We start from the raw sequence: 21,543 nt of genomic DNA on the forward strand, positions 1-21,543 counted from the left end.
ACCTCAGGTATGCCCGTCATTCTGAAGTTGTTGACTGCTGCCCTCTTCGCTTGCCTGAGCCTCGCCGCTTATGGCGAGAAACTGCGCATTGTCACCGAGCCTTGGGCACCCTACGTGTATGAGGACCAGGGCAGCATGCGGGGGCTGGACTATGAAGCCACGGTGATCGTGTTCCAGCGCCTGGGCGTGGAGGTGGAATGGCAGTTCCTGCCCTGGAAGCGCTGCCTGGCCATGCTCGACCAAGGCCATGCCGATGGGGCGCTGGATATTTTCCACAGCCATGAACGCGACGCCTTGCTGCTGTACCCCAGCGAGCCGCTGTCGGAAGTGGAGTTCACGCTGTTCTACGCCAATGAGCGCCCCCACCCCGTGCAAAGCCTCGAAGACCTGCGTGGTCTGACCGTCGGCACATCGCCGGGCTATCTGTACGGCGCAGCGTTCAGCAACTCCACTCTGTTCAACCGCGAACCGGCACCGAGCCATGAGGCCAACTTCGGCAAATTGATGTTGGGACGCATCGACCTGGTGATCACCGACCGTCGCGTAGGCCAGCATGTGATCAAGGCGCTGGGCCTGGAGGGCAAGGTGAGCCAGGCACCGGCCGTGGTCAGCCGCCAGCCGCAGTTCCTCGCGGTGCGCCGCGGCGCGGGCATGGACCTCCTGGTACAGCGCTTTGCCGCCGAACTCAAACGCTTCAAGCAAGAGCCGGCCTATAGCGCCTTGAGTGCCAAATATGGTGGAATCCAAGCGATTACGGCCTCTGAACGCACCGTTGAGCAGCAGGAAAGCAGCGCGCCGTGATTGCTCTGTTATACTCCGGCCTTTCCGCCAGGCTCACGCCCGGCCGCTGAGGTCTTGAAAAAGGCACCCAACCCCGCTACAGCGCAGCTTTCAGCCCGCGCGAGCCGGTGGAGTGCCCGCCAGACGCAGCAGGACCGGACGGGGTTGCGCTCCCCTAAGCGCCATTCACGCCCGGCAAGATTATCCCTTTGGGCCAAGCCCTAACTAAAACAGGATTACTCATGTCCTTTGCTTCCCTCGGTCTCTCCGAGGCTTTAGTCCGCGCCATCGAGGCAGCGGGCTATACCGAGCCTACTCCGGTGCAACAGCGGGCCATTCCCGCCGTGTTGCAAGGTCGCGACCTGATGGTTGCGGCTCAGACAGGTACTGGTAAAACCGGCGGTTTCGCCCTCCCGATTCTGGAGCGGTTGTTCCCCAACGGTCACCCGGACAAATCCCAGCGTCACGGCCCGCGCCAACCGCGCGTACTGGTCCTGACCCCAACCCGCGAACTCGCCGCCCAAGTGCATGACAGCTTCAAGCTGTATGCCCGCGACCTGAAGTTCGTCAGCGCCTGCATCTTCGGCGGCGTCGGCATGAACCCACAGGTTCAGGCCATGTCCCGCGGCGTAGACGTGCTGGTGGCCTGCCCCGGTCGTTTGCTCGACCTGTGCGGCCAAGGCAGCGTCGACCTGTCCCACGTGGAAATCCTCGTGCTGGACGAAGCCGACCGCATGCTCGACATGGGCTTTGTCCATGACGTGAAAAAGGTCCTCGCCCGCCTGCCGGCCAAACGTCAGAACCTGCTGTTCTCGGCCACGTTCTCCCAGGACATCACCGCCCTGGCTGGCAAGCTGCTGCACAACCCGGAGCGCATCGAAGTCACGCCGCCGAACACCACGGTCGAGCGTATCGAGCAACGCGTCTTCCGCCTGGCTGCCAGCCACAAGCGTGCGCTGCTGGCCCACCTGATCACCGCAGGCGCCTGGGAACAGGTGCTGGTGTTCACCCGCACCAAGCACGGCGCCAACCGCCTGGCCGAGTACCTGGACAAGCACGGCCTCACCGCCGTCGCCATCCACGGCAACAAGAGCCAGAACGCGCGCACCAAGGCCCTGGCCGACTTCAAGGCCGGCTCGGTGCGCATCCTGGTGGCCACCGATATCGCCGCCCGCGGCCTGGATATCGACCAACTGCCGCACGTGGTCAACTTCGAGCTGCCGAACGTTGATGAAGACTACGTACACCGTATCGGCCGTACCGGCCGTGCCGGTCGTTCGGGCGAGGCCATCTCCCTGGTCGCGCCGGACGAAGAAAAACTGCTGAAAAGCATCGAGCGCATGACCAAGCAGAAAATCGCCGATGGCGACCTGATGGGCTTCGATGCCAGCGCCGTGGAGGCCGAGAAGCCAGAAGCGCGCGAGCGTCCGGACGTGCGCAACCCACGCAACCCACGCGGTCCCAAGGGCGATGGCCCGAACGGCGGCGGGGGTGGCGGTGGTCGTCGCGACAAGGGCAAAGACAAGGGCAAGGAAAAATCCGCCACCAGCGGTCGTGGCGAACGCCCGGCCCGTGAGCAGAAGCCCCGCGAAGGCACCCCGGCGCGCGAACAGCGCCAGCCGAGTCAGCCGCCACGCGCCGCTGCCGACCGTGCTCCGGACGAGTTCCTGGATGACGATGTGGATAACTTCGGCAACCGCGTCGACTACGTGCCCCAGGCCAAACCGGCCCAAGGCCGTGGCCGTCGCCCAGGTGCTCCGGCACAGGGCGCGGGTGCAGGCGCTCCACGTGGCGGCCAGCCACAGGGCGGTCGTCAGAATGGCCCACGCAACAGCAGCGGCGGCACCACCGGTACGCCGCCTGCCAAGCGCAACGGCCCGCGCAATGGCGCACCCCGTGACGGTCAGGCCCGCCGCGAAGATTCGCGCAGCAACAACCGCCGCCCGGCCCGTGACGACCAGCCTCGCTTGTCCGAACCAGCCGTGCAGAACCCGCGCGGTGGCCCGGCGCCGAAGATCATCCACAAGGAGTCGAAGGCAGATCGCTTCCCGACACCCGAGCAGTTGGATCAACTGCCAGGCCGCCCTCGTGGTGAAAAGCCAGCGCTGCTGACGCGCAATCGCTGAGTTTTATAGCCCCATGAAAAAGCCCCGCATCTTTCGATGCGGGGCTTTTTTTGTGCAGGCAGAAATTACTTCTGCTTGACACCTTCCAGCGAGATGTCCAGGTCCACGGTCTGCGAGGACGGGCCTGGGCCCTTGATGCCGAAGTCGTTCAGGTTGACGGTGGTGGTGGCGTTGAAGCCAGCACGCTCGCCGCCCCATGGGTCTTTGCCTTCACCGTTGAAGGTGGCCTTGAAGGTCACCGGTTTGGTCACGCCGTGGAAGGTCAGGTCGCCAGTCACATCAGCAGTTTTCGCGCCAGTTGGCTTGACTGCGGTGGACACGAACTTGGCATCGGCAAACTTGGCAACGTCCAGGAAGTCTTTGCTGGCGATGTGCTTGTCACGTTCTGCGTGGTTGGACCACAGGCTTGCGGTCTTCACGTCGACCGCGATTTTGCTGGCTTCTGGCTTGGCGGCATCCCAGCTGAAGGTACCGTCCCAATCCTTGAAGGTACCGTGAATGTAGCTGTAGCCCAGGTGGCTGATTTTCCAGTCGATGAAGGCGTGCTGGCCTTCTTTGTCGATCTTGTAGTCAGCAGCCATCACCTGGCCTGCGGACAGCAGGGCAGTACCGATTGCCAGAGCAGCGAGGGTCTTTTTCAACATGCTTTCTATTCCTTGTGAGTCGAGGTTGAACATCAGGCTTTGCGCCCCAGCATTCGCGTGAGGGTCGCATCACGATCGATAAAGTGGTGTTTCAACGCAGCCACGCCGTGCAAGCCGGCGAAGACCACCAGCACCCAGGCCAGGTACAGGTGCACCAAGCCCGCGTTATCTGCCTGGTCCGGTAGCCCGGAAACCACAGCAGGAATCTCAAACAGACCAAACACCGGGATACCGACACCGTCTGCAGTGGAAATCAGGTAACCGGCGATCATCACGGCAAACAGCCCGAGATAAAGGAACGCGTGACCAAAGGCCGCGCCGATACGGGTCATGCGGCTGTAACTGGCCAGCGGTGGCGGCGGCGGGCTCACCAGGCGCCAGACAATACGTACCAGCATGATGGCGAACAGCGTGATGCCAATGCTCTTGTGCAGGTCCGGCGCTTCTTTGCGCCAGGCGCTGTAGTAGTCGAGGCCGACCATCCACAACCCAAGGGCGAACAAGCCAAACACCACCAAGGCCACGCCCCAGTGCAAAACCATGCTGACCCAGCCATAGCGGGCCGGTGAATTGCGTAACTGCATGTACTTAATCCCGTAAGAGCTGTGCCCAAGACTAGCGATTTACCTATCGAATTAAAGCGGAAAATTTCGCTTTGAAATATCGAGAAATACGATCTTGAGAGTATGAAGCGTAAATTAACAATGGATTAAGGACTATCCAGAAGAAACGTGACAGACCGTCCTGTGTTTACCGCGAATTCACCGGTAATGGCTTGTGACACAGCCGCCCATTGCATAGGCTTGCGCGATTGTTTCACCTGCGCCAGCCGCAGGACCGCTTCGAGGAGATCACCGATGGGCTTGAACAACCAGTGGATGCAACGCGACCTTGCGGTGCTGTGGCATCCCTGCACCCAGATGAAAGACCACCAGCAACTGCCGCTGATCCCGATCAAGCGCGGTGAAGGCGTGTGGCTCGAAGACTTCGAAGGCAAGCGCTACCTCGACGCCGTCAGCTCCTGGTGGGTCAACGTGTTCGGCCACGCCAACCCGCGCATCAACCAGCGCATCAAGGACCAGGTCGATCAGCTCGAACACGTGATCCTCGCCGGTTTCAGCCACCAGCCGGTGATCGAGTTGTCCGAACGTCTGGTGGCGATGACGCCCGAAGGCCTGACCCGCTGCTTCTATGCCGATAACGGTTCGTCGTGCATCGAAGTCGCGCTGAAAATGAGCTTCCACTATTGGCTCAACCGCGGCCTGCCGAACAAGAAGCGCTTCGTCACCCTCACCAACAGCTACCACGGCGAAACCATCGCTGCGATGTCAGTGGGTGACGTGCCGCTGTTTACCGAGACCTACAAGGCGCTGTTGCTCGACACCATCAAAGTGCCAAGCCCGGACTGCTACCTGCGCCCCGAGGGCATGAGCTGGGAAGACCACTCGCGCACGATGGCCCAGGTGATGGAACAGACCCTCGCCGAGCACCACGATACCGTCGCCGCTGTGATTATCGAACCGCTGATCCAGGGCGCCGGCGGCATGCGCATGTACCACCCGGTGTACCTCAAGTTGCTGCGCGAAGCCTGCGACCGCTACGGCGTGCACCTGATCCACGACGAAATCGCCGTCGGTTTCGGCCGTACCGGCAGCATGTTCGCCTGTGAGCAAGCCGGCATCCGCCCGGACTTCCTGTGCCTGTCCAAGGCACTCACCGGCGGCTACCTGCCACTGGCCGCCGTGGTCACCACCGAAGACGTGTACAGCGCGTTCTACGACGACTACCCCACCCTGCGCGCCTTCCTGCATTCCCACAGCTACACCGGCAACCCGCTGGCGTGTGCGGCGGCACTGGCGACGCTGGATATCTTTGAAGAAGACAACGTCATCGAGAACAACAAGGCCCTGGCCCAGCGCATGGCCACCGCCACTGCACACCTGGTGGACCACCCGCACGTCTCGGAAGTGCGCCAGACCGGCATGGTGCTGGCCATCGAGATGGTCCAGGACAAAGCCACCAAGACCGCCTACCCGTGGCAGGAGCGCCGAGGTTTGAAAGTATTCGAGCACGCGCTGGAACGCGGTGCGCTGTTGCGGCCATTGGGCAGTGTGGTGTATTTCCTGCCGCCCTATGTGATTACCCCGGAGCAGATCGACTTCCTCGCTGAAGTCGCCAGCGAAGGCATCGATATCGCCACCAACAGCAAGGTCAGCGTGGCCGTGCCGAAGGACTTCCACCCAGGCTTCCGCGATCCCGGTTGAACACGGCAATCCTTGTAGGAGCGAGCTTGCTCGCGAAGGTATTCCAGGCGCGTCGCTGCGTCGGATGTACATTTTTCGCGAGCAAGCCCGCTCCTACAGAAACCTTTTCCAGAGAACAGAAATGAGACTGTCCCGCTTTTTCACCGACACCCCGCTGAGCATCGGCGATCACGAATTGCCCGAAGCCCAGGCGCACTACATCAGTCGTGTGCTGCGCATGGGCGAAGGCGATGCCGTGCAATTGTTCGACGGCTCCGGCCAGGAGTTCCTGGGCACGTTGCTGGAGGTCGGCAAAAAACGCGTCACTGTGCAACTGACCGAGTGCTTCGCAGGCCAGGCCGAATCACCGCTGCATATCCACCTCGGCCAGGGCCTGTCCCGGGGTGAGCGCATGGACTGGGCGATCCAGAAAGCCACCGAACTGGGCGTCAACGCCATCACACCGATTTTCAGCGAGCGCTGCGAAGTGCGCCTCAAAGATGAACGTGCCGACAAACGCCTGCTGCACTGGCGCCAGGTGGCGATCAGCGCTTGCGAGCAGTGCGGGCGTTCGACGGTGCCGGTGATCCACCCACCGCTGTTGCTGGCGGACTGGTTGAAGCAGACCGAGGCGGATTTGAAGCTGGTGCTGCACCCGGTGGCGGAGCCAATGGTCAGCCATGCCAAGCCTGCGAGCCTGGCGTTTTTGATCGGGCCTGAGGGTGGGCTGACCGACAGCGAAGTCGCGGCAGCCCAGGTCGCTGGTTACCACGCCGCACGCCTGGGGCCGCGGGTGTTGCGTACTGAAACAGCGCCAGTCGTTGCGTTGGCAATCGCTCAACAACTGTGGGGTGATTTCTAAAATGTGGGAGGGGCTTGCCCCCTCCCACATTTGGATTGGGTTACCAAGCCATTATTCCACCGGATCACTCACCGGCTTGGCAATGATCGCCTTCAACTCGCTGGTCATCGGGAACTCCAGGTTCAAGCCCTTGGGCGGGATTGGCTGTTCGAACCAGCGCTGGTAAATCCCGTTGATCTCGCCGCTGCTGTACAGCTCGCCGAGGGTCTCGTTGACCACTGCCAGAAACTGCGGGTCGTCTTTACGCAGCATGCAGCTGTAGATTTCCCGCGATTGCTCCTTACCGACCACCACCCACTTGTGCGGGTCCTTGGCCTTGGCGCGCTCACCGTAAAGCAACGCATCATCCATGTAGAACGCCGCCGCGCGGCCGGTTTCGAGCATCTTGAACGCCTCGCCGTGGTCCTTGGCGCTGATCACGAACATACTGGCTTTGTGCTCGGCGTTATAGCTTTTCAGGAAGCGCTCATTGGTGGTGCCGGCGGTGGTCACCACATTCTTGCCGGCAAGGTCGGCAAAGCCGTTGATACCGCTGTCCTTCGCCGTCAGCAGTTGGCCCTTCACGTAGATAAATCCGTAAGAAAACGCCACCTGCTTCTGCCGCTCAGCCGTCACCCCGGTGGAACCGCATTCCAGGTCGACTGTGCCGTTCTGCACCAGCGGGATGCGGGTCTGGGAGGTCACCAGGTTGTACTTCACATTCAGGTTGGCCACCCCGGTTTTCTGCTGGATGCGCTCGACAATCTTGCCGGCCAGCTCCACCGAATAGCCCATGGGTTTGCCGCTGTGATCCCCCACATAGGAAAACGGCACCGATGCATCGCGATAACCCAGCGTGATGGACTTGGCATTGGCGATCTTGGCCAGCGCGCCGTTCAGCGGGGCCTCGTTTGCGTAAGTCTGCGCGCTAAACAAAAGCCCCAGGGTACAGCCGGTCAACAGGATCTTTTTCATTGTTATTCTCCGTTGGTCTTCAAGGTTGTTTACGTACAGCAATCACGCTGATTTCCACCAGCACACTCGGCCGCGCCAATTGCGCTTGCAGGGTGGTGCGTGTCGGCGCCATGCCCGGCGACAGCCAGGCGGACCAGACCTCGTTCATCGGTGCAAAACCTTCGCCAATGTCTTTGAGGTAAATCGTCGCGTTGAGCAGGTGGTCCTTGTCACTGCCCGTCTGGGCCAGCAGCGCATCGATCTTGGCCAGCACTTCCTGGGTTTGTGTGGCCACGTCCTGGCCGTCGCCCGGCACCTGGCCCGACAGAAACACCAAGTCCTTGTAGGTTGCGGCGCCAGAAAGCCGGTCGTTGCTGCTGATTCGGGTGATAGTCATGGGTGCATCCTCATGCGGCGCGGGGCGTCAGGCCCTGCATATCAATGGAAGGGGGGCGCTGGTCGATCAATTCGGCCAGCAACCGGCCGCTGCCGCAGGCCAGGGTAAAACCCAGGGCGCCGTGACCCAGGTTCAACCAAAGGTTGCGATAGACACTGGTACCAATCAGCGGCACGCCGGTGGGGGTCGCCGGGCGCATGCCCGCCCATTCCACCGCGTGGGCATAGTCGCCGGCCATAGGGAAAGTCTCCAGCGCCTGGCGCTTCATCAAGGCCAGGCGCTTGGGTTCGAGGTCGGCATCGAAGCCGACAATATCCACCATGGCAGCCACCCGCAGTTGCTCGCCGATCCGCGCGTAGACGATCTTGCGGTCGTAGTCGGTGATGCTGACGTTCGGCGCCTGGTGCTGCGCGCCAATCGGCACGCTGAGGCTGTAGCCCTTGAGCGGATACAGCGGCAACGACACGCCCAATTCGGCGCTGCGGTAACCGGCCGCCAGCACCAATTGATCAACCGGCATCACCTCATCACCCAACTCGATGCTGTGCACCGCACCGCCAGCATGGCGAAGGCCGGTGACCTTGCGCCCCAGCAAAAAGCGACAGCGCCCCGACGCTTCAAGCCGCGCCGCCAAGCGCTGGCAGAAGGCATGACAATCGGCGACTTCCTCGTTCGGCGTATAGATCCCCCCCACAAAACCACCTCCGGCCAATGCAGGTTCCAGGCGTGCGCAGTCGTCGGCCGACAACACCTGCTGTTGCAGGATATCGGTGACTTTACTGCGGGCCTGGTCAAAGGAGCCGGGAGTGCGAAAGGTCACCAGCTTGCCGTTACGGCGCCAGTCGAAACCGTCCAGGTGATCGTCTTCGCGCCATTGCTGCAAGGTGGTCTGGCTCAGGGTTGCCAGGCGCAACAAGTGCGCGGCATTGCGTTTATTCACCGAGCCACGGCAGGCGCCGAGAAACGATGCCATCCAGCGCCATTGCTGGGGGTCCAGACGGGGACGCAGCTTCAAAGGCGAGTCACCGCGCAGCAACCAGCCGATGGCTTGCAGCGGCACTCCGGCATCCGCCAGCGGCGCGACATAGCGATAGGACAGTTGCCCGCCGTTGGCGAAGCTGGTTTCGCTGCCCAAGCTGTCGCGAGCCTCGATCACCGTCACTTCATGGCCCGCACGCACCAACGCATACGCGCTGGCCAAGCCGATCACCCCACCGCCGATGATGCACACCATCCCCGCCACCCGCCGTTCAATCAAGAGGCCTCAAGCCTAGGGGCAGGTGACAGGGCACCGACAATGAATAAAGATGGACCACCTATAAACAAAGGTTATGGACTTGCCATGCGCCTGCGTCATATCGAAATCTTCCAGGCCATCCGCCAGACCGGCTCCGTCAGCGCTGCCGCGCAGTTGCTGCATGTGTCGCAACCAGCGGTGACCAAGGTGTTGCAGCACGCCGAATTGCAGCTGGGTTTTCCGCTTTTTTTAAGAGTGCGCGGCAAACTGCAACCCACGCCGGAAGCCCTGGCGCTGGAACGCGAAGTGGAAAAAGTCACCGAAAGCCTGCAAGGCGTGCGGCGCCTGGCCAAGAGCTTGCGCCGCGCACCGGGCCAGAGTGTGCGCATCGGCGCGATCCCGGCACTGGCGCTGTCGCTGCTGCCGCCGGCGATTCTGGAGTGGAAACGCGATTACCCGGACATAGCCTGCGAGCTGTCCAGCGACCATAGCCGCGAGCTGGTGCAGAAGCTGTTGATGCGTGAGATTGACCTGGCGCTGACGCTCAATTTTTCCGGCCATCCGGGGTTGACCACGCAGGTGCTGGCCAACGGCGTGTTGGTGGCCTTGGCGTCCAAAGGCTATTGGCCGCCAGCCGAACTGAGCAAGCCCTTGCCGTTGGCTGACCTGGCGGGCGCACCGCTGATCGGCCTCTCCAGCGCCGACCCGCTGGCGGCGAAACTCGACAGCTACCTGGAAAACGTCGACCCACTGCCCAGGGTAACGATCTCGGTGCAAACCTATTCCCTGGCTCGCGCCATGGTGGAATCCGGCGCCGGTTTGACGGTGATCGATCCGTTCACCGCGCTGGGTGCGTCAACGGCCACCACCTGCATCCGCCCCCTCACACCGCCGCTGCCGATCACCCTGTACGCCCTGACCCGCGCCGACGAACCGCCGCCGCATATGTTGGCCAATCTGCTACAGATTTTTGGCGACCAGGCAAGAGAACTTCTGGGGCGTCTATAAAACGCAGCCCTTTCAAGGTCTTTGAAAAAAACCGACCCTATCTGGCTGATACCACGCCATCAAGGGCTAACACTGCAACTGTGGCGAGCGGGCTTGTCCCGCGTTGGGTTGCGAAGCGACCCTGGAAAGAGCAATGCGGTGAGTCAGGCACGCTTCAGACGCTGGTTTTGGGGCTGCTTCGCAGCCCAACGCGGGACAAGCCCGCTCGCCACAGGGTACTTATCGCCTGTTCTACCTAAAGGCCTTGAAAGGGCTGTCTATAAAACGTAACGCATGATCGCGACGAAGTGCAGCAAACTCCCGCCGATCACAAACAAATGCCAGATCCCATGGGAATGCCGCAGGCGATCCTCCAAGGCAAAAAAGATGATGCCGACGGTGTACAACACCCCGCCCGAGGCCAGCCAGATAAACCCGGCCGTGCCCAATGCTGCCAGCAACGGCTTGACCGCCACCAGCACGATCCAGCCCATCACCGCATAGATCACGATCGACAGGATGCGCGCCTCGGAGCGCGGCTTGATCTCCTGCAAAATCCCGATCACCGCCAACCCCCACACAATCCCGAACAGCGTCCAGCCCCATGGCCCGCGCAGGGTCACCAGGCAAAACGGCGTGTAGCTGCCGGCGATCAACAGGTAGATCGAAAAGTGATCGACCTTCTGCATGATCTCTTTTCTGCGCCCCTGCACGCTGTGGTACACGGTGGACGCGCTGTACAGCACCATCAAGGTAAAACCATAGATCGCCACGCTGACGATCTTCCAGGGGCTGCCGTCCAGACTCGCCACCACCAACATCCACACGGCGCCAATACACGCCGCGACAGCACCGAGCAAATGGCTCCAGGCGTTGAATCGTTCCCCGTGGTACATGTGCCGCTGACCTCCTGTAACCGTTAGGACTGGCTGGCAAGCGTCCAGCCTTGCGCATAAGAGTGCAAGCGGCTTATGACGTTCCGGCGACGCCGAAGGTTTTTGCGGGCACAATCGACGGCATTCGAACAAGAGCCACGGCCATGCTGATCGACGAAGAATTCACTCTCAAGAAACTGGAGATCTTCCTGGCGTTCATGCGCACCGGCAACCTGGCCCGCGCCGCCGCCGAGCTGCAAACCAGCAACGTCAGCGTGCACCGCGCCATCCACTCCCTGGAAAACGCCCTGCGCTGCCCGCTGTTCAAACACGAGGGGCGCAACCTCACCCCTCTGGAAAGCGCCTACGTATTGGAAGAGCGCGCACAGAAGCTGGTGGCCGACGTGGTCGACAGCGTACGCCTGACCCGCGAAGCCGCCGGCTTCTCCGCCGAACGCTTCAAGCTCGGCTCGCTGTATTCGCTGACGGTGAAGACCGTGCCCCAATTGATCATGGGCCTGAAGATCCGCCGCAGCGAACTCAATATCGACCTGATCCTGGGCTCCAACTTCGACCTGCTCTACAAGCTCAAGAACATGGAAGTGGACGCGATCCTCATCTCCCTCGACGAGCACGCCAACGACCCGGACTGCGAGCAGATTGCGCTGTTTTCCGACGACATCTTCCTCGCCACCCCGGCCGACTCGCCCTTCGACCGCGAACAGCAAATCGACCTCGCCGACGTGCGCGACGCAACCTTCATCACCCTCACCCAAGGCTTCGCCACGCATCAGGACGGCAATCGTGTGTTCAAGCAGGCGGGGTTCGCGCCGAAGGTGGCGATGCAGGTCAATGACATCTTCACGCTGCTGAGCATGGTCAGCTCAGGCGTGGGTTATGCGCTGCTGCCGGGACGGATTGCGGCGGTGTATGAGAACCGCGTGAAGCTCATACCGCTGCAACCCAGGTATCGGTTGCAGCAGCATATTGGGGTGGTGTTCCTAAAGGCCAAAGAGCGTGACCCGAACCTGCTCGCGTTGCTGGCGGAGTGTCGGATGTACGCAAACCGCAGCGACTAGCCGACCAGGCCGCGCATGAGTAGAAACAGCAGCGAAGGCCCTAGCAAACAACCCAACGCCGTATAAAACGCTGCGGTCAGGCAGCCATACGGCACCAGTTTCGGATCGGTGGCCGCCAGCCCGCCGGCCACGCCGCTGGAGGTGCCCATCAAGCCGCCGAAGATCACCGCGCTGCGCGGGTTGTTCAGACCAATCAGGGGCGCCACGAAGGGGGTCATCACCATCACCAGGATCGCCTTGATCAACCCGGCGGCGATGGACAGCGCCATCACTTCGGAACTCGCGCCAATCGCCGCACCGGTGACCGGACCGACAATGTAGGTCACGGCCCCCGCACCAATGGTGGTGAGGCTCACCGCATCGGTGTAGCCGAAGGCCATGGCCACGCCGACGCCGGCGACGAAGGATGAGCCCACGCCGACAAACAACGCGAGTACCCCGACATAGCCCGCGCGCTTGAGCTCATCGACACTCACGCCAAAAGCCGTCGCGACAATGGCAAAGTCACGCAGCATCGCCCCGCCCAACAGGCCGATGCCCGACAACAACGGAATATCCACCACGCCTTTCGAACCACCGGTAAACGCACCGCCGACGTAAGACAGTACCAGCCCCAACAGGATGGCAATCGCCGAACCGTGCAGGCGACCCTTGGTGAAGGTGTCGGAGATCCAGTAGGAAACCCACATGGTCAGGCCGATTACTGCAAACCCACTGATCAGGCCGTAGCCGGTGATCACTTTCATCATCGATTCGTACATGGCGATCACCCGGCTTCTTTGGTGGGAACAACCGCGCTCGGCTCGCGATTGCCGATGCGCACCAGCACCGGCACCAAGGCAAAGCCCAGCACCACCGCCAGTGTCCCGGCGAGAATCGCCATTGGCCCGCCACTGATGGCGCCATACACGTTCTGCTGGGCGGCCATGGCCACCACAATCGGAATGTAGATCGCGGCCCAGAAGCTCACGCCTTGCTCCGACTTGCCCGTAAACAGCCCTCGCTTGCCCAGGTAACTGCCCAGGCCGATCAACAGCAACATGGCAATCCCCACGCCACCGACGTTGGCCGGGATACCCATCCATTTACCCAGCAGTTCACCGACAAACAGGCCGGCCAACGTGCAAAGCGCCAGAAACGCCACACCGTAGATAATCATTGTTGTTGTCCTCAAAGTGCTCGATCGAAATTGTTGTTTTTGTGCTTCGAAAGCCTTGGGCAGTGCTTTATCGGTGGCGGCGGTCCTCCTCTTGCAGCAGGGCCTGCAGGGTGTCCAGGCGTGCGCCTTCACAGGCGATCACCGTGCCTTGCTCAAACACCCGCCGTGACAGGCCGGTGAGCACTGCGCCCGGTGGCAGTTCGATTTGCAGGCGCACACCGCGCTCGTAGGCGCTTTGCACGGTGCCGCGCCAGTCGACGACGCGGCACATGTTGAAGGCCAGGTCGTCGCGCAATTGCGCGGGGTTGTGAATCGGCCGTGCGCGGGTGCTGCTCAGGTAGGTGATGCGCGGCGCCTTGAGCGGACCGAAGGCTTGGGCCAGGGCCTGGGCCGGTTGGTCCAACAATGCGCAATGGGATGGCACGCTGACGGCCAGGCGCTTGGCAATGCCGTTGCCCTTGATGCGGTCGGCGACCAGTTTCATGGCCTGGTCGCTGCCGGCGATCACGGTCTGGTTATCAGCATTGATATTGGCCAGATACACCGGGGTTTCAGGGCTGCAGATTTCGGCTAGTAAGGTTTCGACGGTGGATAACTGTGGGCCTATCAGCGCAGTCATGCCGTAGCCCTGTGGATAAGCGTTCTGCATCAGCTCGCCGCGCAGGCTGACCAGCTTGATTGCATCGCTGAAGTCCATCGCGCCGGCAATCACCGCCGCCGCGTAGGCACCAATGGACAGGCCTGCGACGTAGTCCGGCGTGTGTTGCAGCAGGCGGGCGTGGGCGACGCCTGCGATCAGCAGGCAGAGTTGTACAGCGCGGGTATTGGCCAGGGCTTCAGCAGAATCCAAGTTGCGCACGTCTTCACCCAAGGCATCGCTGGCCTGTTCCAACACATCAGCCGGCAACGCCTGGAGCATGCCGGGGCGTTGGGCGCCCTGCCCTGGGAACACCAGAAGGCTGCTCATGCCAAGGCCTGCCAGGGATCAATGACCAAATGCGCACCGTTGGCGGTTTTCAACAGCACCCGCCGTGATGGACCGGCCCATTCACGCAAGGCGACGGCACCGAAAGGTGTCTGCAATTGCATATCCACAGCGCACGCGGCGTTGTCCAAGGTGGCCAGCAGGTCGCGTGCATCGTTGCGATCCAGCGGCTCGGGTGTGCGCAGAATCAGGTCCAGGTCGCTCTGGGCATGCAGTGCTTCAATCCCGGTGGCCAACTCAAAACCAGCGCTGCCGGTGACGCCCCAACTCAATGGCGCCAGCACCGGCCGCAGTTGATCGAGGGCCTGCAATGCCGGTAGATCCCTTGTCGACACCACATCGCGCAACGCTTCCGGCGCGACCCGCCGCTGTACGGCTGCCATCGGCATCAACGCGGCAAACCGCTGCTCGCGCAAACGCCCACGCACACCCACCGCGACAAAGCCCGGCGCGACGATGGCGCGACGCACGACTACCGTGCCAACCGCATCCTTCGCCCACCCCGGCGCGTCAGCGGGCAGGTGCGCCGGGGTCATGCCCCAGAGCAGGTCGTGGGCGTTCACCATTGCTCCCGCAACAGCTGGCGCACATGGCTGGAAGCGGCGCGGTTGGTCGCACCGAGGCGGCTGCTCAAATCAGGCGTGCCGACATCCTTGATCGCACTCACCAGGCAGTCGTTGACCCGCGCAACGTCCTGCGCCGTGGGCTGTTCGATCTGGCTGACCGTCAAGGTCTCCCACAACAGGCCGAGGCTGGCATAGCTGTCGATGTCATAGGCCATCGGCGGCACGCTGGCGGCCAGGGCTTCCAGCTCCTCGACGCTGCGCAGGGTCACCCGCGCCGCCGAGGCCTTGCCCATGGCGTGCACCATCACGCCGGGATCGCGCAGGGCGATCAGGCGGTTGGCCTGGTAACCGTGGGCGAGGAACGCACCGGACATGGCCTTGCCCACCAGCAACGCGATCACCGGGTGCCCGGCCAGTCGGGCGCGGGCATAGCTGTCGGCGGCGGCAGCCAGCGCCTGGTGGATGCCAAGGGCTTCTTCGCGCCGGCCATAGGCTTGGCTGGGCACGTCGACAATGGCAATGATCGGGCGTTTGTCGCCACGGGCGATGGCTTCATCGACAGCCTTCGCCAACCCCCAACCTTCGAGCAAACCGACTTCGCCATTGCGTGCGCGGGGGAAGCGGTTTTGCGCGTCGGTGACCACGGCGATAAAGCGTACGGCTTGCTCGCCCAGCAGGCCGTCGGCCACTTTCAGGGAGTTCGGCAAACCTTCAACAGCTGTCGCGCCGGCGCTCAATGCGTTGAACCACTGCAAACCTCTCATGAGCGTTCTCCTTGAAACAGCGCGCGCACCGTCGCCGGGTCGATCTGCGGCGTAGCATCCAGTTCGGCCAGGCGCGCCAGGTAGTATTCGGATTGGCGGCTGCGTTGTTGGGTGGGCAGGCCCTGTTGCAGCAATGCGCTGACGGTCTGTTGAATCTCGGCCACATCGTCCGCTACATAACGGTCGGCCAAGCCGCTGTTGAAGCGCTGCTCGCCGCCGGTGAGGCTCCAGATGAAGGGCCGGTCGCGGGAGTCGTACTCTTCAAGCCCCGCTTCTTGTTCGATCACTTGCGGGCCATTCAAGCCAAGGCGGGCTTCGCGGGTGACGACTAGGTAACTGCACAACCCGGCCGCAATGGACATGCCGCCAAAGCACCCCACGCTGCCCGCCACCACGCCGATCACCGGCTGGTACTGGCGCAGGTCGACGATCGCGGCGTGGATATCCGCGATGGCCGCCAGGCCCAGGTTGGCTTCCTGCAAGCGCACGCCACCGGTTTCCAGCAGCAACACCGCACGAGTGGGAATGCCTTTGCGATTGTCTTCGGCCGCCAGCTCCAGAGCGCCGGCGATTTTCGCGCCGCCCACCTCGCCAAGGCTGCCGCCCTGGAAGTTACCCTCGATGGCGGCAATCACCACCGGTTTTCCGCCGATGCTGCCCTTGGCGATCACCACACCGTCATCGGCCTGGGGCACCACGCCCTGGCGGCTCAGCCACGGCGACATCACGCGCTGAAACGGGTCGATCAATTCGCGGTAGGAGCCGGCGTCCAGCAAGGCCTTGGCGCGCTGACGAGCGCCCAGTTCAACGAAGCTGTGTTTGGCGAGTAAGTCAGTCATGGCCGACCTCCTCGAAACCCTGCTCCAGGCGCAAGCGCACCACGCCGGGGGTGGCGCCAAAATCGTGGATATCAATCTTCAACGCCGGCGGGGTCTGCTCCTGGAAGATCCGCTCGAACAGATGCTGCCAGCGTTGTTCGGCACCGTTCACCGAGGTCTGCACCTGGATGGTCAGGGTGCCCGGCGTGCCCGGTTCCAGCAGCACTTCCAGGTCGCCCGAGCCAACGCAGCCCACCAGCGCACGGCCTTTTGGCGGCTGCCCGGCGGGAAATTCAAAGGATAAGGTTTCCATCACAACGCTCCGTCGAGGCGGTCGATAAACAGGCAGGCGGCCAACAGGTCGGCGGCGCCGCCGGGGGAGGCATTCAGGGCCAGCAGTTGCTGGTCCAGCTCATGCAGTTGGCGACGACCGGCCAGGGTTGCGCTGCCGCCAGCGTCGAGCACCGCTTGGGCACCGTGCTGCATGGCTTGAAGGCCCTCGGTGCCGGCGCGGTAGAGCACGCAGGTGTCGGCCAGCTCGGTCATGATCGCGAGCAAGGCATCCAGGCGGGCGTTCTGTTCGCCGGCATGCTGCAGGCGGCTTTTGCGCAGTTGCGGCAGGCCTCGTTGCACCACCGAGGGGAAGCCGAGCTGCGCTTCTTCACGGGCACCGCGTGCGCCGTAGCGTTGGGCAACCTGCGCGCCATGGCTCAGGGGTTGCGGAGCGAAGCGGTCGTTGAGCAGGGCCAGTTTGGCGGCAGTCAGCGTCACGGCACGTGGTTCCAGCGCGGCGGCGGCGGTGAGCAAGCCGAGGGCCCAGATTGCGCCGCGATGGGTGTTCACACCGTTGGTGGTGATGAGCATCGCGTGCTCACCTTCGCGGCCAAGACGTCCGAGGGCTTCGCGCAGGGGCAAGCCGATTTCACCGATTTCAATCGCCGCCTCGGCCATTTCCTTGAACATCGGCCATAGCGACAGCGCCGAGGCGTGCATCAGGCCAAGGTGTAAATCGCTGTGGGCGCCGTTGCCGCGCCGGTCCACCAGGGCCGGTTTGGGCGACAGGTCGGCTTCATCGATCAGCGCATCGACGGCCATGTCGGCCAGTTGATCCGCAAGGCTGAGTTCATGCAGTTTGAGGGCGCGCATTTACCAGCTCCTGAACTTGGCGGGCGGGTTGTACAGGCCGCCGGACCAGTCCACCAGGTCGGCCACGCTCTTGGCGGCCAACAGCTCACGGGTGGCGTCGGTGCGGCGAATCCCCAGGTCTTCGGGCAAGGCGATCAAGCCTTCGCGGCGCATGCGTGCAGTGTCCTTGGGGTTGTGGCGCATGCCGATGGCGGTGACGCCTGCGACGGCGGCGATCATCGCCTGGCGCTCTTCGAGGGAACGCGCCTTGTACAGGTAGGCGATGCCTTCTTCGGTGAGCAGGTGGGTGACGTCATCGCCGTAGATCATGATCGGCGCCAGGGCCATGCCGCTTTTGCGTGCGACCTCGACGGCGTCGAGGGTGTCGACGAAGGTGGGCTTGCCGCCTTCCTGGAAGGTCTCGACCATTTGCACCACGAGTTTTTTGCCGCGTTCCAGCAGCGCTTCCGGGGCATCGTCGTGGCGCATATCCAGCCAGGCTGGCGTACCGTGACGGCGACCGCGCGGGTCATGGCCCATGTTCGGCGCGCCGCCAAATCCGGCGAGGCGACCGCGTGTCACGGTGGAGGAATGGCCGTCGCCGTCGACCTGCAGGGTGGCGCCGATAAACAAGTCCACCGCGTATTGGCCGGCGAGCTGACAGAACATGCGGTTGGAACGCATAGAGCCGTCGCGCCCGGTGAAAAACACGTCCGGGCGTGCAGCGATGTAGTTCTCCATGCCCAGCTCGGTGCCGAAGCAATGCACGCTTTCCACCCAGCCGCTTTCGATGGCGGGGATCAGCGTGGGGTGCGGATTGAGCGTCCAGTTGCGGCAGATCTTGCCCTTGAGGCCGAGGGATTCGCCGTAGGTCGGCAGGATCAACTCGATGGCGGCGGTGTTGAAGCCGATGCCGTGGTTGAGGGACTGCACGTTGTGTTTTTCGTAGATGCCACGGATCGCCATCATCGCCATCAGCACATGCACCGGCTTGATGTGGCGCGGGTCACGGGTGAACAGTGGTTCGATATAGAACGGCTTGTCGGCCACCACCACAAAATCCACCCAACTGGCGGGGATGTCGACGCGAGGCAAGTCGGTCACGTCATCCACCAACTGGTTGACCTGCACGATCACGATGCCGTCGCTGAACGCGGCGGGCTCGATCAGCGCCGGGGTGTCTTCGGTGCTGGCGCCGGTGTAGATATTGCCGGCGCGGTCGGCCATGAACCCGGCGGAAAGCACCACGTTGGGGATCAGGTCCACCACCAGCCGCGCATAGAGTTCGATGTAGGTGTGGATCGCGCCGATTTCCAGCAGGCCGTCTTCGAGCAACTGGCTGATGCGCAGGGATTGGGTGCCGGCGAAGGAGAAATCGAGCTTGCGCGCGATGCCTTTTTCAAACAGGTCCAAGTGCTCGGAGCGGCCGACACTGGGCATGATCATGTGCAAATCGTGGAGCTTGGCCGGGTCGGCCTTGGCCAGGGAGCGCGAGAGGAAATCAGCCTGTTTCTGGTTGTTGCCTTCCAGCACCACGCGGTCGCCGGGGAGGATCAGCGCCTCAAGCGCCTCGACGATCCTGTCGCTGGGCAGCACCGCGCCGTCTGCGTATTGTTTGACCAGCCCGAGCCGCCGCTGCTTCTCGTCGCGCCGCCGCGTCCAGCGTGAGTCGGGGGTTATTGTTGTTGTCATGGTCGCTCCACGGGTTTGCTGTCGTGGGGCTTACCTTAGGAGTGATTGAGGGGGCCATCAATCAAGCTGGGCGTTGGACTGTTACGCCTGGGTTAATGATGGCTGAATGAACACGGGCGTTCAGGTGCGGTGCCATTCGGTGCGGTGGAACCATACCGTCCTGAACAACGCCAACGCGGCAAAACCGTGCAGCCCCAACACAGCCGCCCAACTCCACTCCCACAAGCCTGATAGTGCCTGTGCGTAAACCGGCAACAGCAGCAGGAGCAGCGCCACCAGCGCGCAGCCGCCCAGTTGCTCCCAGTTTCTCAAGCGACTGGAGCGGGAGGCTATCGCGTAACCCAGCAGTGCACCCAGGCACACCATCAGCAGGCTCAGCAGGTCATGTTCGTCGACGGGCGGCCAGCCCAGCAGGTTGAGTGGCAAGCACACCGCAAACACGGTGAACGCGCAAATCGCGACGTACACGAAGGCGTATTCAAGCGCATCCAGCAGACGATCACGGATAAACCCTCGGGCCTGTTTGTCTTCTTCCGGGGTCGGCCCTTTGGATATCGCCACCGCCAGCAGACCCGAGCCAAGACCGCCCAGGGTCATGACCACAAAGTTGCTCACTACGCCTTTGATAGCCTTATCGGCACCGACCAGCTTGAGGCTTTCCAGGTACACCAGGATAAACACCGCGCCTGCGGTGGTAATCATGAACCCCCACAGCTTTCCACGGTTGGACTGCACGTTCATGGTCACCGCTGCCGTGAGCACCAGCACCCCAAACCACATCAGAAGCGTGCCGGTAAAACGGTTGAGGTCGTACAGCCAGGCAAACCCATCCAAAAGCCACATTGCGTCGATACTTCTGTCGAAAAACTCCCTTGGCTATCGGCAGTGGGGTGAGGATCTTTACGATGGAGCGAGCAATTGCAGCGCGGCAAGGTATGCCTCTGTGGCCAGCGGGCTTGCCCCGCTCGCCACACGTGTTCAGGGGTGCCTGTTAAGTAGCGGTCCCAAATAGGGAACGATCAGTCCCTATTTGGGACCGCTTCAAGAGGCAGTCGCCGGGCTGACTTGCTCCAAGGCCCGATCTACCAGCAACTGCCCCAACTCCGCCATTTGCTGGATGCCGAGCATGATTGCGCGCTGGGGGGTGTCCAGGTCGAAGGCGAGGTTGCAAGTGAGTGCGTTGAGGGAAGACAGGGTTTCGCTGGCGTTGACCAGCAGGGTTTCGGTGTCTTGGTGAGGGTTTACGGTGAAGAGGGGCGGATTGGGGGTGGGTTTGATCATGATCTACAACTCCGATATGTGATGGAGACTGCCCTCTTCCGCTTGCACGCGAATTAAGGTGGCAGCTGTGCGCAGGTGTGCAAGACCGGGCATATCGGACCCCGGCAGACCCCGAGGGATCTCCCACGCACAGCCGCCATAACGAGTACAGCAGGCATAAAAAACGCCCGTTGAATGGCTATGGGCGTTTGTGCGCCGACATGTAACCGGACTTGCACGTCCGTGTCACCGTTTTTTGCGATGACGGGGCGAAGACTAGGCGCGCTGTCCGCGCCCGACAAGTTCATGCACAGCCCAACATCTTGCAGGAAAAATCCTAGCGCTCACCACAACACTAAAGGCAATGCACATCCTGTGGCGAGCGGGCTTGCCCCGCTCGCCACATTGAGTATCGCCTGGCCCCACGAGCAGCATCGATCAATCACAACGCCATGACTACTATCTCGCACACCGTAGATGGAGGTGTCGTTGCCCAAGGAGTGATTCAGCACGACTTCAAATCCAAACGCAGAAGTCGCCTACAGCAATTACATCCGATCCTGACAAGGCTTTCAGGTTGTTGCTCGGAACCCGTCTCTCTAGCATTTTCGTCCGATCCACCACGAGCGAACATCATGAGCCCAAGCACGAAGCGCAATGTGCCCCAGCACAACCCACCTCACCCAGGTGAAATCCTGCTTGAAGATGTAATCCCTGCCCTGGACATCACCATCACCGAAATGGCCCGGCGCCTGGGATTCGCCCGTGAGACGTTTTCGAGGATTTTGCATGGGCGTGCGCCTGTCAGTCCTGACTTGGCGGTGCGGCTTGAGCGGGCAGGTGTGAGCACTGGGCAGTTATGGCTGTCGATGCAGAGTGCCTACGACTTGTGGCAGGCCGAGCATCGGGAGCAGCCGGTGATTGAGCGGTTTGCGCGGATTGATTGAGCCTGTTCCTGTAGGAGCGAGCTTGCTCGCGAAGAACCGTCAGGCACCGCTGGTTAAAAGGAGC

The 21,543-nt window shown here is 62.3% G+C and carries 24 protein-coding genes; 7 read left to right on the forward strand and 17 right to left on the reverse strand.

Going from position 1 to position 21,543, the window contains the following annotated elements:
- Nucleotides 1–9: 9 nt before the first annotated feature.
- Together BLR69_RS19425 and BLR69_RS19430 are read left to right on the forward strand one after the other, a co-directional pair.
- The gene (locus BLR69_RS19425; protein WP_071494445.1) at nucleotides 10–801 is read left to right on the forward strand and encodes a substrate-binding periplasmic protein; all 792 of its coding nucleotides are present in this window, start codon (nucleotides 10–12) and stop codon (nucleotides 799–801) included.
- A gap of 221 nt (nucleotides 802–1,022) precedes the next feature.
- Nucleotides 1,023–2,906 carry a DEAD/DEAH box helicase gene (locus BLR69_RS19430; protein ID WP_058426591.1) on the forward strand — a complete coding sequence of 628 codons (1,884 nt, stop codon included), beginning with the start codon at nucleotides 1,023–1,025 and terminating at the stop codon, nucleotides 2,904–2,906.
- A 65-nt stretch (nucleotides 2,907–2,971) separates the two neighbouring features.
- Here the strand turns inward: BLR69_RS19430 and BLR69_RS19435 are convergent, their stop codons facing one another.
- Both BLR69_RS19435 and BLR69_RS19440 read right to left on the reverse strand, forming a co-directional pair.
- Nucleotides 2,972–3,550 (reverse strand): YceI family protein, encoded by a 579-nt coding sequence (locus BLR69_RS19435; protein WP_071494446.1) that lies wholly within the window; start codon nucleotides 3,548–3,550, stop codon nucleotides 2,972–2,974.
- 32 nt (nucleotides 3,551–3,582) lie between these two features.
- A complete protein-coding gene (locus tag BLR69_RS19440; protein ID WP_058426590.1) occupies nucleotides 3,583–4,134 on the reverse strand; it encodes a cytochrome b in 552 nt (183 codons plus the stop codon).
- Between the two features lie 273 nt (nucleotides 4,135–4,407).
- Between BLR69_RS19440 and BLR69_RS19445 the strand changes: the two genes are divergently transcribed.
- The gene (locus tag BLR69_RS19445; RefSeq protein ID WP_071494447.1) at nucleotides 4,408–5,814 is read left to right on the forward strand and encodes an adenosylmethionine--8-amino-7-oxononanoate transaminase; all 1,407 of its coding nucleotides are present in this window, start codon (nucleotides 4,408–4,410) and stop codon (nucleotides 5,812–5,814) included.
- 121 nt (nucleotides 5,815–5,935) lie between these two features.
- On the forward strand, nucleotides 5,936–6,655 hold the full coding sequence (locus BLR69_RS19450) for a 16S rRNA (uracil(1498)-N(3))-methyltransferase (RefSeq protein WP_071494448.1): 720 nt from the start codon (nucleotides 5,936–5,938) through the stop codon (nucleotides 6,653–6,655).
- Nucleotides 6,656–6,706: 51 nt separating this feature from the next.
- Here BLR69_RS19450 and BLR69_RS19455 read toward each other — a convergent pair whose 3' ends face one another.
- The 3 genes from BLR69_RS19455 to BLR69_RS19465 are packed head-to-tail and all read right to left on the reverse strand — an operon-like array spanning nucleotide 6,707 to nucleotide 9,228.
- Nucleotides 6,707–7,609, reverse strand: coding sequence for a transporter substrate-binding domain-containing protein (locus BLR69_RS19455; RefSeq protein WP_071494449.1), 903 nt, complete (start codon nucleotides 7,607–7,609; stop codon nucleotides 6,707–6,709).
- Nucleotides 7,610–7,628: 19 nt separating this feature from the next.
- Nucleotides 7,629–7,985 carry a RidA family protein gene (locus BLR69_RS19460; protein ID WP_071494450.1) on the reverse strand — a complete coding sequence of 119 codons (357 nt, stop codon included), beginning with the start codon at nucleotides 7,983–7,985 and terminating at the stop codon, nucleotides 7,629–7,631.
- Nucleotides 7,986–7,995: 10 nt separating this feature from the next.
- Nucleotides 7,996–9,228, reverse strand: a complete 1,233-nt coding sequence (locus tag BLR69_RS19465; RefSeq protein WP_071494451.1) for a D-amino acid dehydrogenase — start codon at nucleotides 9,226–9,228, stop codon at nucleotides 7,996–7,998.
- A gap of 99 nt (nucleotides 9,229–9,327) precedes the next feature.
- On the opposite strand from BLR69_RS19465, the gene BLR69_RS19470 reads away from it, so the two are divergent.
- Entirely contained in the window at nucleotides 9,328–10,230 is a 903-nt protein-coding gene (locus BLR69_RS19470; RefSeq protein ID WP_071494452.1) for a LysR family transcriptional regulator, read from the forward strand.
- A gap of 257 nt (nucleotides 10,231–10,487) precedes the next feature.
- Here the strand turns inward: BLR69_RS19470 and trhA are convergent, their stop codons facing one another.
- Nucleotides 10,488–11,105: a PAQR family membrane homeostasis protein TrhA gene (gene trhA, locus BLR69_RS19475; protein WP_071494453.1), complete on the reverse strand. Its 618-nt coding sequence runs from the start codon at nucleotides 11,103–11,105 to the stop codon at nucleotides 10,488–10,490.
- Between the two features lie 143 nt (nucleotides 11,106–11,248).
- On the opposite strand from trhA, the gene BLR69_RS19480 reads away from it, so the two are divergent.
- Nucleotides 11,249–12,163, forward strand: coding sequence for a LysR family transcriptional regulator (locus BLR69_RS19480; RefSeq protein ID WP_071494454.1), 915 nt, complete (start codon nucleotides 11,249–11,251; stop codon nucleotides 12,161–12,163).
- Here the strand turns inward: BLR69_RS19480 and madM are convergent.
- The 11 genes from madM to BLR69_RS19535 all read right to left on the reverse strand — a co-directional run bounded on the left by madM (nucleotide 12,160) and on the right by BLR69_RS19535 (nucleotide 20,553).
- Nucleotides 12,160–12,924, reverse strand: coding sequence for a malonate transporter subunit MadM (gene madM, locus BLR69_RS19485; protein ID WP_026067508.1), 765 nt, complete (start codon nucleotides 12,922–12,924; stop codon nucleotides 12,160–12,162). The genes BLR69_RS19480 and madM overlap by 4 nt on opposite strands.
- Before the next feature lie 5 nt (nucleotides 12,925–12,929).
- The gene (gene madL, locus BLR69_RS19490) at nucleotides 12,930–13,322 is read right to left on the reverse strand and encodes a malonate transporter subunit MadL (RefSeq protein WP_025857690.1); all 393 of its coding nucleotides are present in this window, start codon (nucleotides 13,320–13,322) and stop codon (nucleotides 12,930–12,932) included.
- 67 nt (nucleotides 13,323–13,389) lie between these two features.
- On the reverse strand, nucleotides 13,390–14,289 hold the full coding sequence (gene mdcH / locus BLR69_RS19495; protein ID WP_071494455.1) for a malonate decarboxylase subunit epsilon: 900 nt from the start codon (nucleotides 14,287–14,289) through the stop codon (nucleotides 13,390–13,392).
- Entirely contained in the window at nucleotides 14,286–14,873 is a 588-nt protein-coding gene (locus BLR69_RS19500; RefSeq protein ID WP_071494456.1) for a malonate decarboxylase holo-ACP synthase, read from the reverse strand. Before BLR69_RS19500 ends, mdcH begins: the two co-directional genes overlap by 4 nt.
- Nucleotides 14,867–15,637, reverse strand: coding sequence for a biotin-independent malonate decarboxylase subunit gamma (mdcE, locus tag BLR69_RS19505; RefSeq protein WP_071494457.1), 771 nt, complete (start codon nucleotides 15,635–15,637; stop codon nucleotides 14,867–14,869). The genes BLR69_RS19500 and mdcE overlap by 7 nt, the downstream gene beginning before the upstream one ends.
- A complete protein-coding gene (locus tag BLR69_RS19510) occupies nucleotides 15,634–16,476 on the reverse strand; it encodes a biotin-independent malonate decarboxylase subunit beta (RefSeq protein WP_071494458.1) in 843 nt (280 codons plus the stop codon). Before BLR69_RS19510 ends, mdcE begins: the two co-directional genes overlap by 4 nt.
- Nucleotides 16,469–16,768: a malonate decarboxylase subunit delta gene (locus tag BLR69_RS19515; RefSeq protein WP_049711127.1), complete on the reverse strand. Its 300-nt coding sequence runs from the start codon at nucleotides 16,766–16,768 to the stop codon at nucleotides 16,469–16,471. Before BLR69_RS19515 ends, BLR69_RS19510 begins: the two co-directional genes overlap by 8 nt.
- Nucleotides 16,768–17,601 (reverse strand): triphosphoribosyl-dephospho-CoA synthase, encoded by an 834-nt coding sequence (locus BLR69_RS19520; RefSeq protein WP_071494459.1) that lies wholly within the window; start codon nucleotides 17,599–17,601, stop codon nucleotides 16,768–16,770. The genes BLR69_RS19515 and BLR69_RS19520 overlap by 1 nt, the downstream gene beginning before the upstream one ends.
- Nucleotides 17,602–19,272 (reverse strand): malonate decarboxylase subunit alpha, encoded by a 1,671-nt coding sequence (gene mdcA, locus BLR69_RS19525; protein WP_071494460.1) that lies wholly within the window; start codon nucleotides 19,270–19,272, stop codon nucleotides 17,602–17,604. It abuts the gene before it with no gap.
- Between the two features lie 120 nt (nucleotides 19,273–19,392).
- Nucleotides 19,393–20,115 carry a hypothetical protein gene (locus BLR69_RS19530; protein ID WP_071494461.1) on the reverse strand — a complete coding sequence of 241 codons (723 nt, stop codon included), beginning with the start codon at nucleotides 20,113–20,115 and terminating at the stop codon, nucleotides 19,393–19,395.
- 198 nt (nucleotides 20,116–20,313) lie between these two features.
- Nucleotides 20,314–20,553 (reverse strand): DUF6124 family protein, encoded by a 240-nt coding sequence (locus BLR69_RS19535; RefSeq protein WP_071494462.1) that lies wholly within the window; start codon nucleotides 20,551–20,553, stop codon nucleotides 20,314–20,316.
- A 638-nt stretch (nucleotides 20,554–21,191) separates the two neighbouring features.
- On the opposite strand from BLR69_RS19535, the gene BLR69_RS19540 reads away from it, so the two are divergent.
- The gene (locus BLR69_RS19540) at nucleotides 21,192–21,479 is read left to right on the forward strand and encodes a HigA family addiction module antitoxin (protein WP_134434899.1); all 288 of its coding nucleotides are present in this window, start codon (nucleotides 21,192–21,194) and stop codon (nucleotides 21,477–21,479) included.
- Nucleotides 21,480–21,543 lie beyond the last annotated feature (64 nt).

It is taken from the genome of Pseudomonas azotoformans (genome assembly GCF_900103345.1).
GTDB lineage: Bacteria > Pseudomonadota > Gammaproteobacteria > Pseudomonadales > Pseudomonadaceae > Aquipseudomonas > Aquipseudomonas azotoformans.